The sequence below is a fragment of the Marinobacter xiaoshiensis genome, from assembly GCF_031631795.1.
In the GTDB taxonomy this organism is placed as follows: domain Bacteria; phylum Pseudomonadota; class Gammaproteobacteria; order Pseudomonadales; family Oleiphilaceae; genus Marinobacter; species Marinobacter xiaoshiensis.
In genome coordinates this window covers 181,941-208,537 of sequence record NZ_JAVMBO010000007.1, presented here as the reverse complement: position 1 = coordinate 208,537, position 26,597 = coordinate 181,941, and the positions used below count along the sequence as shown (strand labels likewise).

Sequence of the window (26,597 nt, the reverse complement as noted above, 5' to 3'; positions counted from 1 at the left end):
GCACATTACAGCAAACCCAACTCCCGGGCGCGAACTGTTGCCTGGGTGCGGGAACGAACTTCCAGCTTGGCGTTTATGCGGCGGGCGTGAGTTTTCACGGTGTGCAGAGAGATATGCAGCTTGTCTGCAATCTCCTGATTCGATAACCCCTTGGCAATCAGCTCCAGCACCACCTGCTCTCGATCACTGATAGGCTCGGCAAGCGAAGCAGGCAGCTCAATGCCGGATATACCAAACAGGCGTCCTAACGCATCCCGAAAGGGAGAGCTTGGCAACTGCCCATATGCCTTTGCCATCAACTCACTCAGCTCCAGCTTTAGCTCTGCAAACGGGCTTATAAAGTGCTCTTTTTCGGCTTCGGACACCACATTCGCTATTATTTTTTGTGCGGCAGCCGGGCCCTTGTCTTCATTGATCAAAATGGCTTCCAGCAACCGCATGTGGAGATCAACCCCCCAAGGAATGGCCTCTTCATAACGCTTGCGGGTGCTTGCAAGTGTTTCACGAGCCCTTACCGTTTCGCCCCGGGCAAGATCCAGGCGCACCTGCAAACAATCGAGTAGCCCTGGCATCATGGGGAAGAGTTCCGGCACACAGCCAGCATCCCGGTATGGCTGCAATCTCGCGAGAGCCTGAGCGACACTATCCAGTTGATTCTGAGCCAGCCAGCAACTGGCTTTGAGGGCTTCGAGCACTGGCACGTAGAGAGACTCATCCACATGCCAGGCATGCATAGTTCGCTCAGCACGCCCTATCCATACGAAAGCATCTTCCAATCGATCTTGAGACCGGCACATCAACACTCGTATGGCCATTGCCAATAGCAAGCCAAGATCCCGTGACTGCTCAGCATGGCGACCACAAGTTACCAACAGGCGATCCGCTTCCGCATCACGTCCTTGGTGCCAGAGCACCAGCACCAGGTTCAACTGCAGCCTTGTTTCACCGATCCGCGCAGGGCGAGCCTGCTCCTGAATAACCGTGTCCAGGCCGGTTCGAAGCAACTGCTCAGCATGTTTGAGCGCGCCCTTTCCAAGCTCAATTCGGGCATGGGCATATACTGAGAGAGCCTCTGACCCCGGGTCGCCGGCCTCCCTCGCCAGGCGAGATGCTGCCCGGTTCGCCTCCCTCGCTTCCGGGAATCGTCCAGATGCGCAAAGCGCACTGGCCCGAACCATTTGTGTGACCAACTGTCCCTGAGGTGACAACTCTCCACCAGACAAGGCCCTGTCGGCCATCTCCAGAGCTGGAGCAACCTGCCCTTCCCCACGCAGAATAAACGCCCTGAGCGCACAGATCCGTGCCTCATATTCCTGACTACTCTGCGCCTCCATACCGTCAAGCAGCGACCTCGCCTGCCTGAACTGACCACCAATGGCATGCACCCAGCTATACACTATCCTTAGCCGCGCGCTGCGCTCAAGAAGGGGCGCTGGAAGGCTCTTACGTAAACGTAGCAATGAGGCAGTATCCTGCCCAAGTAGAAGAGCTTCAGAACCTTCAGAGGCGATCCGGATAATCTCTTCTACATCTCCGGCCAACAATGAGTATTTCAACGCCTCGGGAAACTGATTACGAGAGCTAAACCACTGGCTGGCGGCCAGCATTCTGTCGGTATAGCCCGCCATCACCGGGGCTTTCAGCCATTCCATCAATAATGGGTTGATTCGATACCAGCGCCCCCAACCCGACATGATCTTTACCGGGAGGCCGCGTTCACACGCCTCGGATGGAAGCAGCAGTCCGCCCGGAATAAGTGGTTCCAAGGCCAAAAGCAATTCGTCTGAGCACAGCCCCAGTTCTGAAATCGCCCTTAACGATCTCAACTGGCCATGCGACAAACTGCCCAGCACGGACTCCTTCAAAAAACGTTCTACACCCGGCGTCTCAGAAACCGAGTGTCTCTCTGAACTATGCAGGATATCCCGGCGATAGAGGGCAAGAGGTGTGGGCCAACCTTCCGTCAAGTCATAAAGATGATCAATGGCCACACTGGTCAGCTGTTGATCACTCAATATTTCCTTGAAAAACTCAAAGGTTTCACTTCGGCTGAATTCGAGCTTTTCCGCTCCGATACGAGTGAAACGGTTTTCAAGTTCCAGCGGGTGCGTTTCATAAGGCAAGGCCTGCCGTGAAAGCATAACCACCGAATAATTTGACGGGATATCAGCCACCAACTGCTGAAGCAGGGCAATAACGGCAGGGTTCGTAATCTGGTGCAAACCATCAAGAACGAGCACAAAGCGCTTCTGTTCTGGTGCTTTTTTGAGCGCTAAAAGCATTAAGGCGAGAACGTCAGGAAAGGTAGTGCTCCCCTGCAGGCCACTTTCGCAAGATTCGGGTATATCCAGCGCCACAGACAACAAGCCCAGAAAACGGGTCGGCGCGTTGTCCTGACTATTCAGCTGCAACCAACGAACGTTTTCCTCTGGGATGCCCGCAGCTTGAATGCCCATCGCAACCGTATGGGATTTGCCATAGCCACATGGGGCGTCAACAAAAAGCACGCCACGGGATGTTAATGCATCGGAAACCAGCGCCGCGAGATTCGGACGTGCCAAAGAGTGCGCCGGCACAACCGGTGCCTGCAGTCTCTGCCTGAGCAAATCCCGTACAAGCTCACCTCGCTGAAGCCCGCTGTTTGCAGACTGGAACTCGTCATTGGCTGCATAGCCGTCATTAAATGATTTCAAACGCTGCCCCGGATACGCCTTTAGTGTTATACGGAGGTTAAACCAATTGAGGGGCTGGCTGCAAAGTTTTGACGTTAAAGACATCTATCTGGCGGCAGTTTTTGAACGCAGAAATAAAAACGGCAGGCCAAAGGCCCGCCGTTTATGAACAATCTACACCTACCCTTTAGGTACCTGCACGACGCAGTGCCGCGGGCGTGTAATCTCTGGACTGGCGCTGTACGCCAAACTGGTATGGGTTAGTCTCCTCGTTTGTCAGACCGTTGACCAGATAGCGGCCGGACAGAAGATCATAGAGGGTTTCGACTGCATACCAGGGAACAGCTTTGTCGTAAAACTGCATGGAGTGAGCTTCTGCGACTCGCCAGAGCTCCCCACGACCATCGTAATGGTCGACAACCACAGCCTGCCAGGTATCTTCATCAATGTAGAGGTCACGCTGAGCATAGATGTGGCGCTCGCCCTCTTTCAATGTGGCTTTTACATGCCAAACCCGGTGAAGTTCGTAACGTGTCAGCTCCTGGTTGATATGACCCGGCTTGATGATCTGGTCATAGGTGAGATTGCGATCAACCAGTTTGTAGGAGTTATACGGGATGTACATTTCCTTTTTGCCGACCAACTCCCAGTTGTAACGATCAGGTGCACCGTTGAACATATCGAAGTTATCCGATGTCCGCATGCCATCTGCCGCTGTACCTGGTCCGTCGTAAGCTACCTGAGGTGCACGGCGAACGCGGCGCTGTCCTGCGTTGTATACCCATGCGCGACGTGGCTCAGCTACCTGATCGAGAGTTTCGTGAACCAGAAGTACGTTGCCGGCCAACCGGGCTGGCCCGGTGATTGCCTGCTTGAAGTAGAACAGCACGTTAGCATCTTTGTCAGGGGCGTAATCTGACAAATGGGTACGCCAGGTCAGTTCGTCCTGAAACTTTACGATAGAGTAGGCGCCATTAACGGTAGGCGTAGCCTGCCCGACGTTACGCTGCACCGAGCCACCACGATAGCGGGTGATATGGTTCCAGTATACTTCCAGGCCGTTCTGCGGAATCGGAAACGGCGTTGCGTTCTGATACTCACCCAGACCGTTGCCGTCTTTGATCAGTTCCGACCGAGTCGCATTTTCGATAGTCTCATCCATGATTGCTTTTGGATAAGCAGCGGTACGGTGTGTTTCGTATACCGGAAGCACGTAATCCGGATATTGTTTAATCATCGCAACCTGCCCGGGAGACAGTTTGTCAGCGTATTCCGCGACGTTGCTCTGATTAATGGTGAACTTTGGTTTTTCGTCAGGGAACGGGTTTACATAAATTCCGTCGCCTTTATAGCCTGCTGGTGGGGTGGTAAGACCGCCGTCCCACGCTGGAATTTCACCACCATTACCTGCTTGCTCAGCGCCCATAGGCGTCAGAGAGTCACCCAGCTTGGCTGCTTCCCCTGCAGAAACCGCACCCCAAGCCTGACCAGCAACGAGACTCGCCGCCAGTACACCTGTGGCCAGTAATTTCTTGTTTAGTTTCATTTAAATTACCTCGTTAAACGAATTTTTGACGGTTCAGAATGAGTAGGAAACGCTGGCACTCACGAAATCCCGATCAGTCAACTCGTTATACGGCTTGCCACCGAAAAAGTTTGTGTAACCGATTTCACCGGTAATCTTGTTTTGGTATACAGCTTCAACAGACAGACCAATAGCCTTGTTGCCTTCATTAAAGCTACCGCCAGGCGAAGGGGCGTAGCCCTTCACGTCGTGGCTCCACGCCAACTGTGGTGACAGGTTGATACCGGCAAAGACGTTCGGGTAGCTCCAAACCAGACGGGAACGGTAGCCCCAGGAGAAGTCGGTTGTGAACCCGTCGTTATTACAATAGTTAGTATTGATGTTTTCAGCAGGACCACCTTCGCCCTTACAAATATCACCTGTGGATAAAGGTAGCGTACCAATACCAAAGGTGCCCGAACGGCCGTACCGCGCCTCATCATAGCTTGGAAGGTCGTGCACATAGGTGGCACCGAATTCAGCAATCAAAGACATTCGGCTGGCACCCATAATCTGATCAAAGAACTTGATCAGCGTGAACTGTGCCTGAGATACGCCAAAGCGATCGTTACCGGACACTTTCATTCCTGGAGTCAGCGTTCCCAACTCCTCGCGGCGCTGATCTTCCAGCTTGCCCAGAACCTCTCCGTTCGGCCCACGCTTCTGCAAGCCAGCGTAAATCAGCTCAAAGGCGTTCCACTGCAGCGGCATATTATCGCGGTAGGAATATTCAGCACCAAGCGACCAGCCACCCGGGGTGTTGGTGTTGATACTGATACCATAAAGGTCAATGTTTTCCGGGTACTCAATAAAGTACGACGGGAATGGGCTGTTACCATCATTTACAGTTCCGCTTACGTATGGGAGGCGGCTGTTGTACTTGATGTAATAAAAGCCGAGCTCAGAGTCGTTCAGCGCCGGGACATACCAGCGCATGGCAATACCGAACTGATCTTTTGAGTCCGCTTCTTCGTCACCCAGGCGTGGCGCAATAAAACCCTGAGCATAGGCTTGGGAATCAGGCAACTGACCCGCAAGTAGCACCGGGCCACAACCATCAGATGTAAAGTCGTTGGTAGAGAAGAAAGTGCCGCAGTCATCCGGGCGAACAGGTGCCCAATCTGTCTGTATGAAAGTCTCCAGAGTGATGTTCTCTGTGATACCGGCAGACATGTAGAACATTTCAACAGGCAGGAGAGCATCTTTCAGCTCAGAGCCGGGCGCACGAAATGCGGGCACGTCAATGGGGTTAATGGTGTTGATACCGCCCTGGATAAAGGTACTCTCACCCCAGCTCACTACCTGCTTACCGTAACGCACACTCAGGGGAACATCGCCAAGGTACCAGTTGGTAAACACGTACGCATCGAGAAGCTCACCGCCCGATGCGTTGCCTTTTGCTGCACTGTTGAGTTCGCGTCGCTGCCCCACGTAGTCGGTCGCACGCCCCTCATCTTTCAGTTCGAAATCATACCAGTAACGAGCACGCACCAAGCCACCGACACGGGTCAGATACTGGCTATCAACGGCGTAATCAAGGAACAGCTCACTGTTTCCTTTTACGATCTTGGAGTAGGTGTCGCCCTTCTCAAAGTTCAGGTTGCCATCATCATAGTTGTTCGTTGATGCACCTATGTTCTCGTTCGCTCCACCAGGCGCGTAACTTGGACCAAGGTTACCCTGGGCAATCAGCCGCACGTCCCGATCTTGGGTACGCCAACCGACACCAGCAGATAGTGTGGTGTTAATCTGGGCTTCCACATCCCCAACATAGAACGAGTAAGCAGATGCCTGGCCCGAAAAGCCGGCTGCAACTGCCACGGCAAGCGGTAATTTTGTCCAACGCTGCCATTGGTGTGTTTTTCTTGTCATTGGAAGGCTACTCCATTGTTGTTCTGAGTCGCTGCTCTGATTATTGGTATTCACGATGTATTGGAGGCTTCATGCACAGTGCTCGTGATGTAAGCACTATAGCTAACGCTGTCCAGTGCTTTGATCAGTCAAAAGTATGATTTTGCTCTTACTACCTGCTCACCGCCCCGATCGGCGCCGGGTTTACTCGCACGCCTTCACTATAGACAACATTCGTAGATGCAACCACTTTGCTTTTGATGGATTTTCGCTGGTCTAGGGCTTATGCGGAGCTTCGAGATATTCCTGTGACTGCATTTCCAGAAGACGGGATTCCGTTCGCTCAAACTCAAAGCTCAGTCGGCCACCGGAGTAGAGTTCGGTAATGGGGGCAGCTGCAGAAATGATGACTTTCACGTTGCGGTCATAGAACTCGTCAATCATGTTCACAAAACGCCGGGACTGATCATCTTTGTCACCCCCAAGCACAGGTACATTGCTCACGATGATGGCGTGAAACTGACGCGCCATTTCAATGTAATCATTCTGGCTGCGTGGGCCGTCGCACACATCTTTGAAATCAAACCAGACCACATCATCAGCATGAGCCTGCGCGGGGATTTTACGGCCGTTGATCTCCATGGATTTACTGTGCTTGCCCGCCTCTACCGCCAGTGCATCAAAGCTCTTACGCAAGCTGGCATCTGCCTCTTCACCCAGGGGTGAGTGGTAGAGCTCCGCCTGCTCCAGAGTCCGCAAACGATAATCCACACCGCCGTCGACGTTCACCACATCAGTATATTTATTCACAAGCGCTATAGCGGGAAGAAAGCGGGCTCTCTGCAAGCCGTCTTTGTAGAGGCCATCGGGCACTATGTTGGACGTGCACACCAAAGTAACGCCCCGCTTGAACAGGCCGTCCATTAGCGTCGCCAGGATCATTGCATCGCCGATATCAGAAACAAAAAACTCATCAAAACAGATTACGCGGGTTTCATTGGCGAACTTTTTTGCAACCAGATCCAGTGGATTTTTCTCGCCTTTGAAGTTTTTCAGCTCTTGGTGAACTCGCTGCATAAAGCGGTGAAAATGCACTCGCATCTTACGCTCGAATGGCAACGACTCAAAAAAGGTATCCATCAGGTAGGTTTTACCACGGCCAACGCCACCCCAAAAATATAGCCCCTTAACGGGCTCCTCCCGGCCTTTTTTCAACTTGCGCCGCAATTTTGTTACCGCTTTGCCACGTTCGCTTTCCGCTTCCACCAGTTTATCGTAGAGTAACTGAAGACGTTGAACCGCATCCGCCTGCGCCGCGTCCTTTAAAAACTCCGGGCGCTCAAGATCCGCTTGGTAACGCTGCCATGGTGTCTGGTTTGCGGTGACTAAAGAAGGCGTAGAGGCTGTCATCAGGAAATCCCGGGGTCAGATCGTTGATTTTGGGCGGCGTATTATCGCGCATCTGCGTTTTTTTCGCCACGCGGAAGACCCGCCGGGCAATACGACGATTGGCGCAGTATTCAGGCATGGGCTGATGAAGCTGCGGGCGCTATACTGCCCTCTATGGATTTGCTCATTTTTAAGGCAACAGGACGAGATATCATATGACAAACCTGATTCTGGCAGCGATTGCCGCATTGATTGTTGGCATTGTCATCGGAGCGATTTTTGGCCGCTCGGGGCAAGGTTCCACGCTTCGGCAGCGCCGTGCTGAGCAACAGACCGAAGAAGTGCGTAACGAGTACACTCGCTACCAGGCACAGGTGAACGAGCATTTTATGGAGTCAGCTCACTTGCTACGCCGCTTTAACGATGCCTACCGTGATGTAAACCAGCACATGGCCCGCGGAGCCAACCGCCTGTGTAACGATGAAGAGTGGATGGCTGAACTGGCGGAGGAAACCTCTCGCAAGCGCCTCGAGGAAGTCAGCGAAGATGGTGCTGAGCCTCCCAGGGATTACGCGCCAAAGACATCCGGAACCTTGTCTGAAGACTTCGGGCTCAAGAAGGGTGGCAAGTCGGCAGAGGCTTGATTTCGCCTGCTGCCGCTAATAGTTTGCTCCGCTTTGTTATACCGGATTATCGCAATCAATGAAGCGGTGCTTGATCCCGAATTCTTTTTCTAGTGCCGCCCCCAGTGCTTTCACACCATATCTCTCTGTTGCGTGGTGGCCGGCGGCGTAATAGTGAATACCACACTCCCGGGCCGTGTGCGTAGTCGGCTCGGAGATTTCACCACTGATGTAGGCATCGAGGCCTGCATCAATTGCTGTGTTGATGAATCCTTGCGCAGCACCTGTACACCACCCTACCCGTTTGATTTCTGCTTTGCCGTTACCGACTCGCAGGGGTTCCCGGTGTAGCGCTCTTGCGATGTGCTGGCTGAATTTTTCCGGGCTCATTGGCTCATTGAGCTCACCTTCCCAAACCAGACCGTTTAACGGCCTTGGGTTTTCAATACCGAGGATATCCGCTAACTGTCGGTTGTTGCCGTATTCAGGATGGTCGTCCAATGGGAGGTGGTAGGCCAGCAGGTTGATGTCGTTATCCAGCAGGCGTTTGAGGCGTTCACGCTTCATGCCCCGGATGGCTTGATCTTCACCTTTCCAGAAGTAGCCGTGGTGAACGATCAGCATGTCTGCGTTTGCGGCGATGGCGGCTTCGACGAGATCACGGGAGGCGGTTACGCCGGTGACGATGGTGTTGATCTCACTTTTTCCTTCGACTTGCAGGCCGTTTGGGCAGTAGTCCTGGAATTCGCTTGGGTTTAGCCATTCGCTGAGTTTGGCGAGAATTTTGTCACGGGGGGCCATGGTTTATCCTCTTTTCGTTAGACTCTGGAGTTGCCGACTGGCAGGGCGGAGGGGCTTTCCGGGAACCGCTACGAGCACATCCATGTGCGCTTGTCGTCGGCCATCCTTGGCCGCCGGCATTCCCGGAAAGCCCCTCCGCCCTGCCAGCCTCGATCAGCCTTTGGTCGTTTACAGGGTTTTAAGGCCGGTAATTAGTGCGTCATTTTGTACTGGAGTACCGATGGTGATCCGCAAAAACTCGCTGATTCTTGGCTTATTGAAGTGACGAACTATAATTCCTTGCTCCCTTAGAGCCTTAGACAAGCTATCACCTGATTTCTCTTTGTGGCGGGCAAAAACGAAGTTGGCCTTAGACGGCAAGACTTCAAAGCTCAAACCTTCCAGAGCCTCAGTAACACGCTCCCGCTCAGAAATCACACCATTGCAAGACTTCTGAAACCAGGCCTCATCTTCGTAGGCGGCTTTTGCGCCCGCCTGTGCAAGTCTGTCCAGCGGGTAGCTATTGAAGCTGTCTTTAACGCGGTTAAGTGCGTCGATCAAATCCGGGTGACCGATGGCGAAGCCAACCCGCAAGCCAGCCAATGATCGGGCTTTGGAGAGAGTCTGGCACACCAACAAATTGGGATATTGGTCCACAAGCTTGATGGAGGATTCGCCGCCGAAGTCGATATAGGCTTCGTCGACTACGACAACACGCTCGAAGTTGGCCTGAAGGATGGCCTCTACGTGTTCCAGCCCAAGGTAACGACCGGTAGGCGCGTTGGGGTTGGGGAAGATGATTCCACCGTTCGGCTGTTTGTAATCTTCCGGGTTGATTTCAAAGCTGTCTGTGAGGGGTACTGTTTTGCCTTCGATGTTGTAAAGGCCACAGTACACGGGGTAGAAGCTGTAAGTTACATCCGGGAAGAGCACGGGCTGGCCGTGCTGGAACAGTGCGTAGAATATGTGGGCCAGAACTTCATCGGAGCCATTGCCTAAAAAGACTTGCTCGGGCTTTACGTTGTGATAGCCGGCGATGGTCTGGCGCAGGCTTTCGCCTTCGGGATCCGGGTATAGGCGCAGGCTGTCATTGAGTTCAGATTGGATGGCCTCAATTACCTTTGGCGATGGGCCAAATGGGTTTTCGTTGGTATTCAGTTTTACCAGGTTGGCCATTTTGGGTTGTTCGCCTGGTACATAAGGAACCAGGCTCTTGACCAGGGGGCTCCAGAATTTACTCATTTTTTTGCTCCAATGGAGACGGCAGCTGGGACAGCATTTGCTCCGGGAACCGCTACGAGCACATCCATGTGCGCTTGTCTCCGGCCGTCCATGGCCTCCGACATTCCCGGAGCAAATACTGTCCCAACTGCCTGCAGATTAAGGTGATATATTCATGCATTTCGGGTCATTTTGAAACTGACCAAAACTAATCGTTCTTAATCCGATACTCAGCTGAGCGTGCATGGGCAGTAAGCCCCTCGCCTCTAGCCAACACCGACGCGACTCGCCCCATCCGGTCGGCGCCCTTGGCGCTGAAACCGATGATGGATGAACGCTTCTGGAAGTCGTAAACACCCAGCGGCGAGGAGAACCTGGCGGTGCCACTTGTCGGTAATACGTGGTTCGGCCCAGCGCAGTAATCGCCCAGAGCTTCGGCGGTGTATCGGCCCATGAAGATAGCGCCGGCGTGGCGGATTTCTTCCAGCAGGGCTTCCGGGTTTTCTACGGATAGCTCCAGGTGTTCAGGCGCTATGCGGTTGGAGACTTTTGCGGCTTCGCTCAGGTCTGCAACGTGAATCAGCGCTGCGCGGTCAGTCATGGAGGTGCGGATGATGTCGGCGCGCTCCATAGTGGGGAGCAGCTTGTTGATGCTGGTCTCTACAGCGTTGAGGAAGTCTGCGTCCGGGCTGATCAGTATGGACTGGGCTTGTTCGTCGTGTTCGGCCTGGGAGAACAAATCCATGGCGATCCAGTCGGGATCGGTTTTGCCGTCGCAAATTACGAGGATTTCCGAGGGGCCCGCGATCATGTCGATGCCGACGGTGCCGAAGACTTCGCGTTTAGCCGTGGCTACGTATATGTTGCCGGGGCCAACGATTTTGTCGACCGCCGGGATGGTTTCCGTGCCGTAGGCCAGCGCGCCAACGGCTTGAGCGCCACCCACCGTAAATACACGGTCAACGCCTGCTATCGCCGCAGCAGCCAGTACCAGATCATTCACCACGCCATCCGGGGTAGGCACTACCATGATAACTTCTGCTACGCCCGCTACTTTCGCGGGAATGGCGTTCATCAGCACGGAAGACGGATAGGCAGCCTTGCCACCAGGCACATATAACCCGGCGCGATCCAATGGCGTAACCTTCTGGCCCAGCACAGTGCCGTCTTCGTCCTGATACTGCCAGGACTTCTGATCCTGACGCTCGTGGTAATCCCGAACACGATCAGCTGCTTGCTGCAGTGCCACGCGTTGATCTTCTGGAATTGTTTTCAAGGCTTGCCGTAAACGAGCCTGACTCATTTCCAGCTCTGCAACGCTAGCAACATTCAGCCGATCAAACTTCTCCGTAAACTCAAGAACAGCCTTGTCACCACGGGTTTTAACCTCATGCAGGATATGACGTACCGACTCGTTCACCTGATGATCAACACTGTCGTCCCATGCCAAAAGCGTGGCCAACTGACTGTCAAAGTCTGCCTGGGAAGCGTTCAATCGTTTGATGTTAACGGTCATTTCTCAAATCCTGCTTTGGATTATGAACTTTATCTGCGTTTTTCGACGGCGGCGGCCATCTTTTCAATAATGGGGTTAATTTGCTGGTGCTTCATTTTCATGGAAGCTCGGTTAACCACGAGCCTTGTGCTGATGTGATCAATCAGTTCGCGGGCTTCCAGACCATTGGCCTTCAAGGTATTACCCGTGTCCACAATATCGACGATCTCATCTGCCAGCCCGAGAATCGGCGCCAACTCCATCGCACCGTAAAGCTTGATGATATCGGCTTGTCGACCTTGCGTAGCGTAATACCGACGGGCCATGTTGACGAACTTGGTCGCTACACGGATACGCCCTACCGGCGGCTTTTCGCCTTTGGGCCCTGCGGTCATCAGCCGGCAGCGGGCAATATTCAAATCCAGAGGCTCGTAGAGCCCTCCGCCGCCATGCTCCATCAGCACATCTTTCCCTGTCACTCCCAAATCAGCACCACCGTACTGCACATAGGTAGGCACATCGGTGGCGCGGAGAATGAGCACACGCACATCCGGATCTGTGGTGGGGAACACCAGTTTCCGGGATTTCTTGATATCGTCAATCAGCTCAATCCCGGCTTCTGCCAGCAGTGGCAGGGTTTCTTCCAGGATTCGCCCCTTCGACAGGGCGATGGTGATGGAATCTGTCATGCGTCCTTCCGGTTTCCCGTTTATGTCTGTCACGCTGGCAAGCGGCGGATGCTGGCGCCGAGCAGTTGCAGCTTCTCTTCAATGCACTCGTACCCGCGATCAATATGGTAGATACGATCAATAATCGTATCTCCCTCTGCCATCAAGCCTGCGATAACAAGGCTGGCAGAGGCTCGCAAGTCCGTTGCCATAACCGGAGCACCCGTCAGGTGGTCAACGCCTTTTATAATCGCGGCATTGCCTTCCAGCGTGATGTCAGCACCCATACGGGTCAGTTCCTGCAGGTGCATGAAGCGGTTCTCGAACACCGTCTCGATGATGGTACCCGTGCCTTCTGACACTGCGTTCATAGCGGCAAACTGAGCCTGCATATCGGTCGGAAAAGCCGGGTAAGGCGCTGTGCGAATATTAACCGCCTTCGGGCGCTTGCCTTTCATGTCCAGCTCGATCCAATCGGGGCCGGAGGTGATGTGAGCGCCAGCTTCTTCCAGCTTGAGCAGCACTGCGTCCAACAAATCCGCACGAGTATCTTTCAGCTTCACCCGGCCGCCGGTGGCTGCCGCTGCTACCAGATAGGTTCCGGTTTCGATACGGTCTGGCAGCACGTTGTAGTGGCAACCATGCAGGCGTTCAACGCCTTCAATTTCAATGGTTGAAGTGCCGTGCCCGGTGATTTTCGCACCCATGGCAATAAGACACTCCGCCAGGTCCACCACTTCCGGTTCGCGAGCCGCATTTTCGAGGATGGTTTTGCCATCTGCGAGAGTTGCCGCCATCAACAGGTTTTCGGTGCCGGTTACCGTCACCACGTCCATGAAGATGTGCGCACCTTTCAGGCGGCCATTCGTTTTCGCTCGAATGTAACCATTCTCTACCTTGATATCCGCGCCCATTTGCTCAAGGCCCTGAATATGCAGATTTACCGGGCGGCTACCAATGGCACAGCCGCCTGGCAGAGACACTTCCGCTTCACCAAAGTGCGCGACCAATGGCCCCAGCACCAAAATGGAGGCGCGCATGGTTTTAACAAGCTCATAAGGCGCATGAAAATGCTTGATGGTATTGGCGTGAATCTCCACGCTCATCTTCTCATCAATCATCAAATCCACACCCATGCGGCCCAGCAGCTCGATCATGGTAGTCACGTCATGCAGATGCGGCAGGTTACCAACGGTAACCGGCTCATCTGCCAGCAGGGTTGCGGCAAGAATAGGAAGCGCAGCGTTTTTGGCGCCGGAGATCCGGATCTCGCCGTCCAGAGGCTTACGGCCCCGGATTAGAAGTTTGTCCACAATAGTAATCCTGTTGTGTGCGAGAGGCTCAGCCTTTGCGCGCAGCCCATTCAGCCGGGGTAAAGGGTTTCGGGTGAAGAGCGTGAATAGTGCCATCCATAATTTGTTGGAATAGCGCTTTATTGATCAGCTGCTGCCGCTTGATGCTCGACAGGCCTTCAAAAACGTCACCTATAACGACCACCATATAATGGTTACCGTCGATCTGTACCTGCACCTCACAACCGGGCAGTGCTTCTTCGACCAACTTGGTGACTTCGGTGGCGTCCATAGTAATTCCTCAGGTATTTATGAAATCAGGGGCGCGATTGTAACCAATCTGCGAGGCTGCTCAAAGCGGCAAGAGACACGAGGCGGTCGGGAGCTCCGGTAAACGTCAAAGAAACCCCCTGTTTTTCTGCCAGTCTGCTCCAGCAAAGTAGCATGGAGAGAATAACGCTGTGAGTAGTGGATAAGCCCGAAAGGTCCACCACCACGCTATCTCTGACGCCAACAATCAATCCCTCGCCTTCAGCCCGAAGGGCGGCAACATTGTGGGCATCAATCGCGCCGGAGACAAACAGCGCGCCTGCCTCCAGCCGAACTGCCGGTGTTTCCGGGCTCATGATTTATTCACTTCATCTTCCAGGTTGAGGGATTTCACCGCATCGCTCCAACCATCAATAACAATCTCGACCTGTCCGCGATTGGCTTCCATTTCCTGGGTAAAGCGGTCACGGAAGGAAAGGCCGATATTAACTCCTTCAACGATCACGTTTTCCATCATCCAGTTGCTGCCTTCGTCCTTGCGGTACATGGAATAGGTGACTGAATGGCGGTTGCCTGAAGCGGTAATCACTTCCATGGCCACAGACGCCCGGTTGTCGTCCCCGGGGTTAATCGTAGCGCCCCGCACCTTGATCTCGAAGTTGTCAGCGCTCATCAGCGCCTGCGCGTAGCTATCAAACAGGCTGCGCTTGAATTTGACCACAAACTCGTTCCGCTGCTCAGGCGTTGCCTGTCGCGCATAGCGCCCCATTACCCGGGCTGCGATGCGACGGAAGTCCACGAAGTCTTCCAGCGCATCGTCCATATTCTGATAAAAAGCTTCAGGATCACGCTCATAGAGACCACGCTCAGAGGTCAGCTTTCTCACTAACTTCTGCGTATTTTCATCGACATATTGCTGCAAGTCGTCTTCCGGGCCCGCCTGAACCGATGCCACACAAAGCGCCATCAGTGTAAAGGCGAGAAAAAATCGCTGTGTTAACGCAATCATCGGGCTTCTCCTGCTCTGTCTCTAATCTGGGTTATTTGCCAGATGCAAAATTGCTGATCAGCCGTTCAATATTCATGGCCGACTGGGTGGAATAAAAGGTATCACCCGGCTGAAGTGACTCCATATCACCACCGATAGATATATCAATATACTGCTCACCTAGCAGTCCGGATGTGCGTATTACTGCTGCGCTATCGGCCGGGATATTGTTCACGTCGCCATGGATGGACATGGCCACCCGCGCCTGGAAGGTTTCCTTGTTCAGGGTGATCGAATCAATGCTTCCAACGGTTACACCCGCCATGGAAACCCTACCGCGGGGCGTAATACCGCCGGTGTCGTTAAAATCCGCGTATATGGTGTAGGTGCTTTTGGCAGATTTGGGGGACAGCCCACTTACCTGAAGTGCCAGAAACAGCAGCGCTGCCAATCCAGCCAGCATAAACAGGCCAACTGTGATGTCCGTTGTTCTTTGTGTCATTACCGGCTCCCGGTGTTATCTCGTCAATCGTTGATCAGAAGTTGCCGAACATTACGGCAGTCAGCACAAAATCCAGCCCCAGAACAGCCAGCGAAGAGTAGACCACGGTTTTGGTGGTAGCTGAGCTGATTCCTGCAGATGTGGGCACACAATCATAACCTTGGTAAACCGCAATCCAGGCGCAGACAAAACCGAAAACAACGCTTTTGATGATGCCATTCACTACGTCGTCCCAGAAATCGACAGACGCCTGCATGTTGCCCCAGTAGGAGCCTTCAAAAACACCAAGCCACTCAACGCCTACCAGCATGCCACCCCAGATACCCACCATGGAAAAGATGATGGCCAGTACCGGCATAGCGATAAAACCAGCCCAGAGCCGGGGGGCAATTACCCGTCGCAAGGGGTCTACGCCCATCATTTCCATGCTGGAAAGCTGCTCTGTTGCCTTCATCAGGCCAATTTCAGCGGTCAGCGCCGAACCGGCACGCCCGGCAAACAGCAACGCAGTTACTACAGGCCCGAGTTCACGTACCAAGGTAAGCGCAATCATCTGGCCGATGGCGGCTTCGGAGCCAAAATCACTGAGTATGGTATAGCCCTGCAGGCCCAGCACCATACCGATAAACAAACCAGAAACCACTATGATCGCAAGCGACAGCACACCAACAGAGTACAGCTGCTTCATCAATAGAGGAAAGCCGGTTATCGGGCGCGGAACGCCTGACAGCACCCCCGCCAGAAAACGACCAGCGCGACCTATGGAAACAACAAGGTCTGTCCCACTGCGCCCGAAGGAAGCAATTCTGTCGATCAAGAGACACCTCCTGCAAGCCCGAAATCTTCAGTTGCCGCTGAAGATGGGTAATGGAATGGCACAGGGCCATCCGGATGCCCATTCAAAAACTGTTGTACCTGCTCAGACGGGTGATCCTGCAATTCGGAGGGCGTGCCAGCCCCAATCACTTTACCGTCTGCAATAATGCATGCGTAATGACAAATGCTCAGGGACTCCTGAACATCATGGGACACAAGGACACTGGTGAGCCCCATGGAGCTGTTCAGATCACGAATCAGTTTCACCAGAACGCCCATGCCGATAGGGTCTTGCCCGGCGAAGGGCTCGTCATACATGATAAGCTCCGGGTCCAGAGCAATACTGCGAGCAAGAGCCACGCGCCTATTCATACCGCCGGAAAGCTCAGAGGGCATGAGCTTGCGGGCGCCGCGCAGGCCAACTGCCTCCAGTTTCATCAACACTATGTCGTTAATCATGTCTTCCGGCAGTTTGGTGTGCACTCGCATAGGGAACGCCACGTTCTCGTAGACACTCAAATCAGTAAACAGCGCACCACTCTGGAACAGCATGCCCATTTTTTCCCGGAACTTGTAAAGCTCCTTCCGGCGAAGCTCACCGATCGGTTGGCCATCTACAATAATGCTGCCTGAATCCGGCCGGAGCTGGCCACCAACCAAGCGAAGCAATGTGGTTTTACCACTGCCGCTAGGCCCCATAACAGCGGTGATTTTCCCCCGGGGAATCTCCACGGACACACCATTAAAAATGCGGCGATCAGAACGCGAAAACACAACGTCCTTCAATGTAATGTACGAGTCCAACCCCATATTCCTTACCTTTCAGCCCATAGCTTTTAGCCTTCACCCCGCAGCCTAAGCTCTCAACGCCTGACCGTAATGCCTTCAGGGAGCGGCTACATTATGTCAAGGAGCCCTCAAGCTCAATCAATGGTTCCCAAAATGAATTGATAGCAATGATCAGTTTTACTGACCAGTCGGTTTAACTTACGGTAACCAGACTGATCAGCTCGCGGGAAATGTTATACTCCGCTAATCTGATCGCACCCTTCTATTTTCACATAGATAGCACCAAGTCTTTTCATACGAACAATGCCAACGAAAAAGCAGGTTTTTAGCCCGATGACTGAAAAGAGAACATACGATTTCCGTACTCCCGCACTTCAGGCTATCCGAATAGAAAGAGATGCCATCAGCGCTCTTGAACACCGCATTGATGATCACTTTATACGTGCCTGCGAAGTCATCATGGCCTGCAAAGGCCGGGTAGTCGTAACCGGCATGGGCAAATCGGGCCACATAGGCCACAAAATCGCAGCCACCCTGGCAAGCACCGGAACACCCTCGTTTTTTGTTCACCCGGGCGAAGCCAGCCACGGCGATATGGGCATGATTACCAGCCAGGACGTGGTTATTGCCATTTCAAACAGCGGCAATACCAGCGAAGTGGTTACCATTTTGCCTTTGATCAAACGCATGGGCGCCCCCCTGATCAGCATGACGGGAAACCCCACATCTACCCTCGCAAAAGAAGCCGTCGCAAATCTGGATGTCAGCGTTGAGACAGAAGCTTGCCCACTCGGTTTGGCACCCACTTCCAGCACAACCGCAACACTGGTCATGGGCGATGCACTAGCCGTTGCCTTGCTGGAGGCGCGGGGCTTCAGCGCAGAAGATTTTGCATTCTCCCACCCCGGCGGCAGCCTTGGCCGCAAGCTGCTGCTCAGGGTGTCTGACATAATGCACACCGGCGATCGTATACCCATCGTCGATGAAGACACGACATTGAGCGGAGCCTTGCTTGAAATTTCCCGCAAGGGACTTGGCATGACCACAGTGGTGAATCCCAATGGCACCATGACGGGCATTTTCACCGATGGGGACCTGCGCCGCACTTTGGATAAATCTATAGATGTACACGTCACCCCTATTCGAGACGTGATGACACGCAACGGCAGAACCATCCAGCCAGACCAACTGGCGGCAGAAGCGCTTAACGTGATGGAAGGCCTTAAAATCAGTGCCCTGCCGGTAACCGATGCAGACGGCGCCCTGGTTGGTGCAATCAATATGCACGACCTTCTTCGCGCTGGCGTGATCTAAAGAACAAATTAAAGGCATCATGATGGACGAACTGAAAAGCCCACTGCAAAAACTCTGGCCGGAACCCCTGCTGGGGAAAGCTGCAGGCATCAAGCTCGTTGCCCTGGATGTTGATGGCATCATGAGTGATGGCAAAATCTACTTCAGCGCAAACGGTGATGAACTCAAAGGGTTCAATATTCTCGATGGGCTGGGGCTGAAGCAACTGATGGCCGCGGGAATCACCGTAGCCGTCATTACCGGTCGCAGTTCGCCACTGACCGAAAAACGCATGAACGACCTGAAAATCACGCACCTGATGCAGGGCCGGGAAGACAAGAAAATCGCGCTGCAGGAGCTGGTCAGCACTCTGGGCATCGCGCCGGAAAACATTGCCTATATGGGCGACGACTTACCAGATTTGCCCGCCATTCGCTACGCAGGCCTCGGCGTTACGGTGCCCAATGGGTACTGGCTGGTTAAGGAGCACGCGGATTACTGCACACACGCGACAGGAGGCAGTGGCGCTGTGCGGGAATTGTGTGACCTCCTGCTGACAGCCGGGGGGCACCTGAACGCTACACTGACGCCTTACCTGGAGTCATAAAAATGGAAGAGAGCGCAAAAAGCAGCTTGCTCTCAAGACTGGCCTTGGCAAACAGGCCTCGGCTGCGCATGCTCGGGCTCGCCATAACCATAGTAGCGACCGCATTTCTGCTGTGGCAAAGCGATGAGCCCCCGCTCAGCAGCTACAGTGATGCCAGGCAGCTCCGTGGCGAAACAGAGCCTGACGGATTCGTGATTAACGGCAACTACACTTCTTACGATGAGAGCGGCCAGCGCAAAATTGTATTTACAAGCCCGCGGATAGAGCAATTCGAAGAAGGCAACCTGGCTGCAATGGAGTCGCCCAGCGCTGAACTGTTTGGCGCTACCGGAGAAGGCCCGTGGATTTTGAATGCCGAGAATGGCACCCTGCACCAGAACGATGACCTGCTCAACCTTGCGGGAAACGTTCGGGTGGTGCGAACAATAGGCGACCGGGAGGCAACACTGAACACCGAAAGCCTTACGCTGGATAACAAGCAGGGCATGGTTTATACCGATGACCCGGTAACAATCACCGACACCCTTGGCACAACTCGGGCAAAGGGCATGAAAGCGTGGATCAACGAACGCATTCTGGAACTGAATTCCCAGGTGGAAGGACGCTATGAAACCGTTAAATAATTCTGTGCGCAGGCTTCTTGCCACCGTTCTCGCGGCAGGCCTTATGAATTCAGCGACAGCCTTTGACCTTGACTCCGACCAGCCCATTACCGTGAGCGCCGACAGCGCTCGCCTGGACGATGGCAAAGGCATTGCCATCTACACAGGTGCGGTTGAACTGGCCCAGGGTAAAACCCGCTTGTCCGCTGAACGTGTGGTTCTCTATCGCAGCGCCGACGGCCTTAACCGCATCGAGGCCAGCGGCTCTCCTGCCCGCTATCAGCAGCCCGTTACCAGCGGTGAGGGCGAAACCGATGCCAAAGCAAAAAACATTACCTGGTCTGCCACTGACAAACAGCTCACCTTTGAACGTGAAGCGGTGATTGAGCAGAATGGCAACGTATTTCGCGGCGATATCATTCATTACGACACTGAACAACGAGTGGTTACGGCGGAAGGCGGCGAGGATACCGGAGCCGGCCCCGGACGGGTAGAGATGGTTATCCAGCCCCGAGGCAACAGCACAGACTCCACCCAATAACAGCTGATTACAGTAAACAGGAATCCGATGGCAGTCCTCAGAGCGAGTAACCTGGCAAAAAGCTATAAGCAAAAGAAAGTCGTCATCGATGTGTCGCTTGAAATTCGCAGCGGTGAAATCGTTGGCCTTCTGGGGCCAAACGGAGCAGGCAAAACCACCTGTTTTTACATGATAGTCGGGCTGGTGAACGCAGATAATGGCCGTATCACCATCGATAGCCAGGACATCACCCCCCTACCCATGCATGGTCGGGCGCGCAAAGGCATTGGTTACCTGCCTCAGGAGGCTTCCGTGTTCCGCAAACTATCAGTGCGCGACAACATCATGGCAATTCTGGAAACCCGCAAGAACCTGAGCCGAGCCGAGCGTCTGGAAAAAGTTGAGCAATTGCTGGAAGAATTCCATATCACCCACATCCGTGACAGTGTGGGCATGGCTCTTTCTGGAGGGGAAAGGCGCCGGGTGGAGATTGCCCGCGCCCTGGCCATGGAGCCCGCCTTCATTCTTCTGGACGAGCCCTTTGCCGGGGTAGACCCCATTTCTGTCAGCGATATCAAACAGATTATCCGCCATCTCCGGGACAAGGGCATTGGTGTGCTGATCACCGACCACAACGTGCGGGAAACTCTTGATATCTGCGAGAACGCTTACATCGTATCTGGCGGGCACATTATTGCTTCTGGAAATGCCGAAACCATCCTGGCCAACCAGCAAGTAAAAGAGGTTTATCTTGGCAACGAATTCCGACTCTAAGCCATGTTTTCGGTATGACGGCATGCCCGCTCGATTGTTTTGCTGACCCGGAGCAAGTAAACTCGGCAGAGAACTTGCTAGGATAACTTTTAATGGCGGCAAGTGGCCGACACATAAAGAATTTTTAGCCGTAGCAAGAAATTCAGAGCGGGTATAAGTGACGGATCCTGAGCGATGGTTATGAAAGCCTCATTACAATTAAAGCTGGGTCAAAGCCTGACCATGACGCCCCAGCTGCAACAGGCGATCAGGCTTCTACAGCTATCAACCCTCGACCTCCAGCAGGAAATCCAGCAAGCACTGGAATCCAATCCACTGCTGGAATCCCAGGATGATGACGATCAAATCGACACATCCACTGCGGATAACGAGCAGGACAAGGACAACACCTCAAACGACACCAGTTCAGAGACAGCCCCCGATTCATCCAGTTCTGACTGGGATGAAAGCGAGAACGGCCCCGACTGGCAAACCGAAAATGAAATACCCGACACGATTCCTGACGACCTGCCCGTAGATACCGCGTGGGACGACATCTATCAGTCCGCCCCTGCTCCGGCAGCGCGCAACGAAGACGAAAGCGACCACGATTTCGAGACCCGCAACTCCCCTAGTGAAACCCTTCGGGACCATCTTGAGTGGCAATTGAACCTCACTCCCTTTGGCGAGCGGGATCAGGCCATTGCTCACGCTCTTATGGACGCCGTTGACGAGCAGGGCTACCTCACAAGCCCTTTGGAAGAGATCTACAGCGGCCTGACGAACGATACGGATGACGACCCCCTGGAGATGGACGAAGTCGAAGCAGTGCTGCGCCGGTTGCAGTTCTTCGATCCTCCCGGGGTGTTTGCGCGAGATCTCCAGGATTGCCTGCTGATTCAACTCAACCAATTGCCACCAGAGACACCCTGGCTTGCCCAGGCAAAGCTGGTAATCACACATTATATAAACCTGCTGGGCAACCGTGATTACGCTCAGCTGCTTCGCCGCAGCCGCCTTAAGGAAGACCAGTTGCGCGATGTGCTGGCACTTATTACCAGCCTCAACCCGCGCCCCGGTGACATCATTGATCGCACAGAGCCGGACTACGTGATTCCCGATGTTATCGTGCGCAAACACAATGACCGCTGGCGTGTTGAGCTGAATCCGGAAATTGCGCCGCGCATACGCGTGAATGCCAGCTATGCTTCATTAATAAAACGTGCGGATAGCAGCGCAGACAACACCTATCTGCGCGACCAGCTTCAGGAGGCAAAATGGTTCATCAAGAGCCTCCAAAGCCGCAACGAAACACTGCTGAAGGTAGCAACCCGGATTGTTGAATATCAGCAGGGTTTTCTGGATCACGGTGAAGAAGCGATGAAACCGCTGATCCTGTCGGATATTGCCCAGCTTGTGGAAATGCACGAATCGACCATTTCCCGTGTGACTACGCAGAAATACATGCATACACCGAGGGGCGTTTTCGAGCTGAAATATTTTTTCTCCAGCCACGTCAGTACCGATGAGGGCGGAGAATGCTCATCAACAGCCATTCGGGCAATGATCAAAAAGCTCATTGCTGCAGAAACACCGAAAAAGCCGTTGAGTGATAACAAAATTGCAGCCATGCTGGGAGAAGAAGGAATCAAAGTGGCGCGACGCACTGTTGCAAAATACCGCGAAGCCATGAACATTCCGCCCTCAAATGAACGCAAGCGACTGGTTTAAATCCGGCGCAGCAAATGGTTTTCGCTGGTGCAGCCATGCGCCAGCACTCAGACCGGCTCCCTGAGCCGGAAAGGATGACAACAGGAGACGTCTATGCAACTCAACATTTCAGGCCGTCACGTAGAGCTGACACCCGCTCTGAAAGACTATGTAGCCGAGAAGTTTGAACGACTCGAGCGGCACTTCGACCACATCAGTAACTGCCAGGTAACATTGGAAGTAGATAAGGTTCGGCAGATTGCAGATGCGACGCTCCACGTGGTTGGTGGTGAGATTCACGCAAAGGCGGAAAATGAGGATATGTACGCAGCCATCGACGGACTCGTCGACAAGCTTGATCGTCAGATCCTCAAGCATAAAGAAAAGACTGTAGACAGGATGCAGGGACACACCGCCCGCTAGGCGAGTGTTTTCAGGCATGTCATCTAATCAAGCTGCGACGCGAACTACGCGTCGCAGCTTTTTTCACGGAAGCGCGGTCGATTCATGAGCGACACAACTCTGACAATAGACAACATCCTTGTGCCGGAGCTGACTCTGTGCAATGTTCCCGCATCAAGTAAAAAGCGGGTTCTGGAGACCATTGCCGAGCAGATTCGGGAACACAACGATTCGGTCAACGAAAGTCAGATCTTCAATAATCTGATTGCCCGGGAGCGGCTTGGCAGCACTGGAATTGGCCAGGGGATAGCCATTCCCCATTGTCGCCTCGAAGGCCTTGAGCAGGTTATCGGCGTGCTGATGACTCTGGAAGAAGCTGTCGAATTCGACGCTATAGACAACCAGCCAGTGGACCTTCTGTTCGCACTTATTGTGCCCAAAGAAGCCACCAGCGAGCATCTTGAGCTGCTTAGCCAGCTCGCTGAAAAATTTAACGAGCGCTCATTCTGCGACGCTCTCCGACAGTGTGAAGATGCACGAACACTGTTCCAACGCATGACCGCCACAAGCGGCTGACATCCATTCGGGCAACAGGTTATTTCACTATGAAACTGATCATTGTCAGTGGCCGGTCAGGTTCCGGCAAGAGTACCGCTCTGCACGTACTGGAAGACCTGGGATACTACTGCATTGATAACCTGCCAATCGGGTTGCTGTTCCCCCTGACACGGGAAGCCGCAAACCAGCCAGCACCGGGGCGGCTGGATAAAATGGCCGTCAGCATTGATGCCCGAAACCTCTCTGGCGAGCTGGCCAATTTCGAAGAGATTCATCGCAAGCTCCGGCGAGATGATATTCAGGTTGAGGTTATCTACCTGGATGCCGATGAGCAGTCTCTCCTGCAACGGTTTCACGCCACCCGGCGCAAGCACCCCCTGAGCGACGACAAAACCTCCCTTAGAGAGGCTATCAGCAACGAAAAAGAGCTGCTTGAGCCACTTTCAAAACTCGCGGATTTGCACATCAACACCAAAGGGCTGTCGATGTATGAGCTACGGGACATGGTGAAGCAACGGGTTGCCGGCCGCAAAGACCAGGAACTCGCGCTACTTTTCCAGTCCTTCGGATTCAAGCACGGTGTGCCGCTGGACTCTGATTATGTATTCGATGTGCGCTGCCTGCCCAATCCCTACTGGGACCATAGTTTGCGCAAGTTTACCGGACTTGATCAGCCTGTTATCGAATTTCTCGAGGCTGAGCCTGACAGCAGCAAGATGGTAAACGATTTGATCGGGTTTCTGGAAAGCTGGATTCCATCTTTTGCGGACAGTAACCGCAGCTACATGACCATTTCTATTGGTTGCACCGGCGGCCAGCACCGCTCAGTGTATATCTGCGAACAGCTGGGGAGGCACTTCCGCAAATCCTGCAGCAATGTGCAGGTACGCCATGCCGAACTGCCTCACCTGCAGGCCCGGAAAGAGATCTGACCTGCTGTGATACGCCACCCCATTGTCATCATCAACAAGCTTGGACTTCATGCCCGCGCCACTGCCAAGCTGGTGGCCACGGCTTCGCAGTTCGACAGCTCCGTGAGAATCTGCGGCAAAGGGCGCGAAGTGGATGCCAAAAACATCATGCATGTAATGATGCTCGCTGCCAGCAAAGGCACAGAGGTTGAACTGGTGGCCAACGGCCCGGATGAAGAAAAAGCTATAGAAGCCCTCTCAGAATTGATCAATGACTATTTTGGCGAAGGCGAGTAAGCCACTCTTAATTGCCTCAACTGCCCATTTTTCCTGGCGTATCCCTGTAACTCTTTCTCACGTGCTGCGGCTAACTCCGTTATAATGCAGGCGTTTTCTGACTGCAGGTGATTCATGTCCGATATTCTGGAAAAAAGCCAAGCCCGCCAACGCCTCCGCTCACTGAGCGAAGCGCTGGACAGTGGTGCGCTGAAACAGGTTGCCCGTATTCTCAATGGCGGCCTTAGCCCCAGTGATATCGCGCACTTGCTTGAATCATCACCACCACGCCAGCGTGCCTTGCTCTGGAACCTGGTAGACAAACAGCTCGAAGGCGATGTTCTCCAGTACCTTAACGAGGACATACGCGCAGAGTATCTGAGCCGACTGAACGCCCAGGAACTGGCCGATATTATTGAGGACTTCGAGTCCGACGATCTCGCCGACCTTCTGCAACAACTGCCAGACAAGGTGATCCAGGAAGTTCTGGACACCATGGACGAGCAGGATCGCCAACGGGTTGAGGAAGTCCTGTCCTACCCGGAAGACACCGCCGGCGGCCTGATGAACACGGACACCATTACCGTGCGTCCTGATATCAGCATTGATGTGGTATTGCGTTATCTGCGTCGGCACCGGGCGCTGCCCCCGATGACCGACAGCCTGATTGTAGTGAGCCGGCGCGATGAATTTATCGGGATGCTGCCAATAACCAAGATGCTTGTTTCAAACCAGGCGGCAACTGTTCGGGAGGTTATGGATACAGATATAGAGCCGATTCCCGTCGCGCTCTCAGATACCAAGGTGGCCACCCTGTTTGAACGTTACGACCTTATTTCTGCGCCGGTTGTAAACCAGGAAGGCCATCTACTGGGCCGGATCACCATCGATGACGTGGTAGATGTTATCCGTGAGGATGCAGATCATTCACTGATGAGTATGGCCGGTCTGGATGATGATGAAGACACATTTGCTCCGGTCTGGAAAACCACACGGCGCAGGGCAATCTGGCTGGGTGTAAACCTGATCACCGCTTTCATCGCTTCTGGCGTTATTGGCCTGTTTGAAGACACCATCGAAAAGGTGGTTGCCCTGGCTGTGCTCATGCCCATAGTGGCCAGCATGGGCGGAATCGCTGGTAGCCAGACCCTCACCCTGGTTATCCGGGGCATGGCAGTCGGGCAGATCAGCGGGACCAATGTGGGCTGGTTGCTGAACCGGGAGTTTCTTTCCGGTATTCTCAACGGCATACTTTGGGCCGGCGTGGTAGCCGCCGCAGCAACCGCCTGGTTTCAGGATTTGTTAATAGGCGCCATTATTGCTGCTGCTCTGATTATTAACCTGGTTGCCGCCGCGCTGGTAGGCACCGTATTACCGCTGTTCCTGAAATCCCGTGACATCGACCCGGCACTGGCAGGCAGCGTTATACTGACAACCGTCACAGATGTGGTCGGTTTCATGTCATTTCTTGGCCTGGCGACTATTTTTTACGCGTGAACCGAAAAACCTGGATGAAAACATGATCGACGACCACGAAGACGAGGCTCCGCAATACTCGGGCCCAAGCAAGTCCCAACTCAAGCGGGAAATGCATGCGCTTCAGGGCATTGGCAAGCGCATGCTGGACCTGAGCAACGAACAGCTTGATACGCTAACCATTAGCGACACTCTGAGACGTGCCATTGAAGAGTCTCGCAGAATCAAGCAAAACGAAGCCAAGCGCCGCCACCTGCAGTATATTGGCAAGATTATCCGGCAGGAAGATGACCCGGAAGCAGTTGAGCGAGCTATTGATGCGTTCGATTCGGGAAGTGAAGAGCATACCCGTCGCCACCACCTGGCTGAGCGCTGGCGCGACCGGATGATTGCCGAGGGCGACTCGGTTGCCGGAGAATTCTTCAACTACTGTCCTGGTGCCGACATACAGCATTTGCGCAATCTTGTTCGCAATGCCCGCAAAGACCTGGAAAAGCAGAAAAACACCGGGCAAGCCCGCAAGCTGTTCCGCTACTTGCGGGAGTGCGTTGACGAAGCTGAAGCCTGAT

The 26,597-nt window shown here is 53.8% G+C and carries 28 protein-coding genes; 13 read left to right on the top strand and 15 right to left on the bottom strand.

Features of this window, described 5'->3' with window-relative positions; all coding sequences use genetic code 11:
* Nucleotides 1-5: 5 nt before the first annotated feature.
* From RKA07_RS04765 to zapE, 4 genes are all read right to left on the bottom strand, one after another.
* A complete protein-coding gene (locus RKA07_RS04765; protein WP_310965701.1) occupies nucleotides 6-2,693 on the bottom strand; it encodes a LuxR C-terminal-related transcriptional regulator in 2,688 nt (895 codons plus the stop codon).
* A 166-nt stretch (nucleotides 2,694-2,859) separates the two neighbouring features.
* Entirely contained in the window at nucleotides 2,860-4,218 is a 1,359-nt protein-coding gene (locus RKA07_RS04760) for a DUF1329 domain-containing protein (protein WP_200369110.1), read from the bottom strand.
* A gap of 33 nt (nucleotides 4,219-4,251) precedes the next feature.
* Complete coding sequence (locus RKA07_RS04755) at nucleotides 4,252-6,108, bottom strand: DUF1302 domain-containing protein (RefSeq protein WP_200369109.1); 1,857 nt, start codon at nucleotides 6,106-6,108, stop codon at nucleotides 4,252-4,254.
* 255 nt (nucleotides 6,109-6,363) lie between these two features.
* A complete protein-coding gene (gene zapE / locus RKA07_RS04750; protein WP_310965700.1) occupies nucleotides 6,364-7,497 on the bottom strand; it encodes a cell division protein ZapE in 1,134 nt (377 codons plus the stop codon).
* 194 nt (nucleotides 7,498-7,691) lie between these two features.
* Here zapE and RKA07_RS04745 point away from each other — a divergent pair, with 194 nt between their 5' ends.
* Entirely contained in the window at nucleotides 7,692-8,120 is a 429-nt protein-coding gene (locus RKA07_RS04745; RefSeq protein ID WP_310965699.1) for a Z-ring associated ZapG family protein, read from the top strand.
* Between the two features lie 36 nt (nucleotides 8,121-8,156).
* Here the strand turns inward: RKA07_RS04745 and RKA07_RS04740 are convergent, their stop codons facing one another.
* The 11 genes from RKA07_RS04740 to RKA07_RS04690 form a co-directional block, all read right to left on the bottom strand.
* Nucleotides 8,157-8,900 (bottom strand): Nif3-like dinuclear metal center hexameric protein, encoded by a 744-nt coding sequence (locus RKA07_RS04740; protein WP_310965698.1) that lies wholly within the window; start codon nucleotides 8,898-8,900, stop codon nucleotides 8,157-8,159.
* 168 nt (nucleotides 8,901-9,068) lie between these two features.
* The gene (gene hisC / locus RKA07_RS04735) at nucleotides 9,069-10,121 is read right to left on the bottom strand and encodes a histidinol-phosphate transaminase (RefSeq protein WP_310965697.1); all 1,053 of its coding nucleotides are present in this window, start codon (nucleotides 10,119-10,121) and stop codon (nucleotides 9,069-9,071) included.
* A gap of 187 nt (nucleotides 10,122-10,308) precedes the next feature.
* Nucleotides 10,309-11,616, bottom strand: a complete 1,308-nt coding sequence (gene hisD, locus RKA07_RS04730) for a histidinol dehydrogenase (protein WP_310965696.1) — start codon at nucleotides 11,614-11,616, stop codon at nucleotides 10,309-10,311.
* 29 nt (nucleotides 11,617-11,645) lie between these two features.
* Nucleotides 11,646-12,284 (bottom strand): ATP phosphoribosyltransferase, encoded by a 639-nt coding sequence (gene hisG, locus RKA07_RS04725; protein WP_200202502.1) that lies wholly within the window; start codon nucleotides 12,282-12,284, stop codon nucleotides 11,646-11,648.
* Nucleotides 12,285-12,313: 29 nt separating this feature from the next.
* On the bottom strand, nucleotides 12,314-13,576 hold the full coding sequence (murA, locus tag RKA07_RS04720; RefSeq protein WP_310965695.1) for a UDP-N-acetylglucosamine 1-carboxyvinyltransferase: 1,263 nt from the start codon (nucleotides 13,574-13,576) through the stop codon (nucleotides 12,314-12,316).
* 28 nt (nucleotides 13,577-13,604) lie between these two features.
* The gene (locus RKA07_RS04715) at nucleotides 13,605-13,847 is read right to left on the bottom strand and encodes a BolA family protein (RefSeq protein ID WP_200202504.1); all 243 of its coding nucleotides are present in this window, start codon (nucleotides 13,845-13,847) and stop codon (nucleotides 13,605-13,607) included.
* 25 nt (nucleotides 13,848-13,872) lie between these two features.
* A complete protein-coding gene (locus tag RKA07_RS04710; protein ID WP_310965694.1) occupies nucleotides 13,873-14,181 on the bottom strand; it encodes an STAS domain-containing protein in 309 nt (102 codons plus the stop codon).
* Nucleotides 14,178-14,834: an MlaC/ttg2D family ABC transporter substrate-binding protein gene (locus RKA07_RS04705; RefSeq protein ID WP_200369102.1), complete on the bottom strand. Its 657-nt coding sequence runs from the start codon at nucleotides 14,832-14,834 to the stop codon at nucleotides 14,178-14,180. The genes RKA07_RS04710 and RKA07_RS04705 overlap by 4 nt, the downstream gene beginning before the upstream one ends.
* A gap of 31 nt (nucleotides 14,835-14,865) precedes the next feature.
* Complete coding sequence (gene mlaD / locus RKA07_RS04700) at nucleotides 14,866-15,315, bottom strand: outer membrane lipid asymmetry maintenance protein MlaD (RefSeq protein WP_200202507.1); 450 nt, start codon at nucleotides 15,313-15,315, stop codon at nucleotides 14,866-14,868.
* A 34-nt stretch (nucleotides 15,316-15,349) separates the two neighbouring features.
* Nucleotides 15,350-16,132: a lipid asymmetry maintenance ABC transporter permease subunit MlaE gene (gene mlaE, locus RKA07_RS04695; RefSeq protein ID WP_200369101.1), complete on the bottom strand. Its 783-nt coding sequence runs from the start codon at nucleotides 16,130-16,132 to the stop codon at nucleotides 15,350-15,352.
* Nucleotides 16,129-16,941 carry an ABC transporter ATP-binding protein gene (locus tag RKA07_RS04690; protein ID WP_200202509.1) on the bottom strand — a complete coding sequence of 271 codons (813 nt, stop codon included), beginning with the start codon at nucleotides 16,939-16,941 and terminating at the stop codon, nucleotides 16,129-16,131. Before RKA07_RS04690 ends, mlaE begins: the two co-directional genes overlap by 4 nt.
* Before the next feature lie 312 nt (nucleotides 16,942-17,253).
* On the opposite strand from RKA07_RS04690, the gene RKA07_RS04685 reads away from it, so the two are divergent.
* From RKA07_RS04685 to yjgA, 12 genes are all read left to right on the top strand, one after another.
* A complete protein-coding gene (locus tag RKA07_RS04685; protein WP_200202510.1) occupies nucleotides 17,254-18,234 on the top strand; it encodes a KpsF/GutQ family sugar-phosphate isomerase in 981 nt (326 codons plus the stop codon).
* A gap of 22 nt (nucleotides 18,235-18,256) precedes the next feature.
* Nucleotides 18,257-18,820: a KdsC family phosphatase gene (locus RKA07_RS04680; RefSeq protein ID WP_310965692.1), complete on the top strand. Its 564-nt coding sequence runs from the start codon at nucleotides 18,257-18,259 to the stop codon at nucleotides 18,818-18,820.
* 2 nt (nucleotides 18,821-18,822) lie between these two features.
* Nucleotides 18,823-19,443, top strand: a complete 621-nt coding sequence (gene lptC / locus RKA07_RS04675; RefSeq protein WP_310965691.1) for an LPS export ABC transporter periplasmic protein LptC — start codon at nucleotides 18,823-18,825, stop codon at nucleotides 19,441-19,443.
* Entirely contained in the window at nucleotides 19,427-19,963 is a 537-nt protein-coding gene (gene lptA, locus RKA07_RS04670) for a lipopolysaccharide transport periplasmic protein LptA (protein WP_200202513.1), read from the top strand. The genes lptC and lptA overlap by 17 nt, the downstream gene beginning before the upstream one ends.
* Before the next feature lie 27 nt (nucleotides 19,964-19,990).
* Complete coding sequence (gene lptB, locus RKA07_RS04665; protein WP_200369098.1) at nucleotides 19,991-20,716, top strand: LPS export ABC transporter ATP-binding protein; 726 nt, start codon at nucleotides 19,991-19,993, stop codon at nucleotides 20,714-20,716.
* A 174-nt stretch (nucleotides 20,717-20,890) separates the two neighbouring features.
* Entirely contained in the window at nucleotides 20,891-22,426 is a 1,536-nt protein-coding gene (locus tag RKA07_RS04660; RefSeq protein ID WP_265091908.1) for an RNA polymerase factor sigma-54, read from the top strand.
* Between the two features lie 93 nt (nucleotides 22,427-22,519).
* Nucleotides 22,520-22,828 carry a ribosome hibernation promoting factor gene (gene hpf, locus RKA07_RS04655; RefSeq protein ID WP_200202516.1) on the top strand — a complete coding sequence of 103 codons (309 nt, stop codon included), beginning with the start codon at nucleotides 22,520-22,522 and terminating at the stop codon, nucleotides 22,826-22,828.
* An 84-nt stretch (nucleotides 22,829-22,912) separates the two neighbouring features.
* Nucleotides 22,913-23,383, top strand: coding sequence for a PTS IIA-like nitrogen regulatory protein PtsN (gene ptsN, locus RKA07_RS04650; protein ID WP_310965690.1), 471 nt, complete (start codon nucleotides 22,913-22,915; stop codon nucleotides 23,381-23,383).
* Between the two features lie 29 nt (nucleotides 23,384-23,412).
* A complete protein-coding gene (rapZ, locus tag RKA07_RS04645; RefSeq protein ID WP_200369097.1) occupies nucleotides 23,413-24,297 on the top strand; it encodes an RNase adapter RapZ in 885 nt (294 codons plus the stop codon).
* Between the two features lie 6 nt (nucleotides 24,298-24,303).
* Nucleotides 24,304-24,573, top strand: coding sequence for an HPr family phosphocarrier protein (locus RKA07_RS04640; RefSeq protein WP_310965689.1), 270 nt, complete (start codon nucleotides 24,304-24,306; stop codon nucleotides 24,571-24,573).
* 114 nt (nucleotides 24,574-24,687) lie between these two features.
* Complete coding sequence (gene mgtE / locus RKA07_RS04635) at nucleotides 24,688-26,049, top strand: magnesium transporter (protein ID WP_200202520.1); 1,362 nt, start codon at nucleotides 24,688-24,690, stop codon at nucleotides 26,047-26,049.
* Between the two features lie 25 nt (nucleotides 26,050-26,074).
* Entirely contained in the window at nucleotides 26,075-26,596 is a 522-nt protein-coding gene (yjgA, locus tag RKA07_RS04630) for a ribosome biogenesis factor YjgA (RefSeq protein WP_200202774.1), read from the top strand.
* The last annotated feature ends 1 nt before the right edge of the window (nucleotide 26,597 follow it).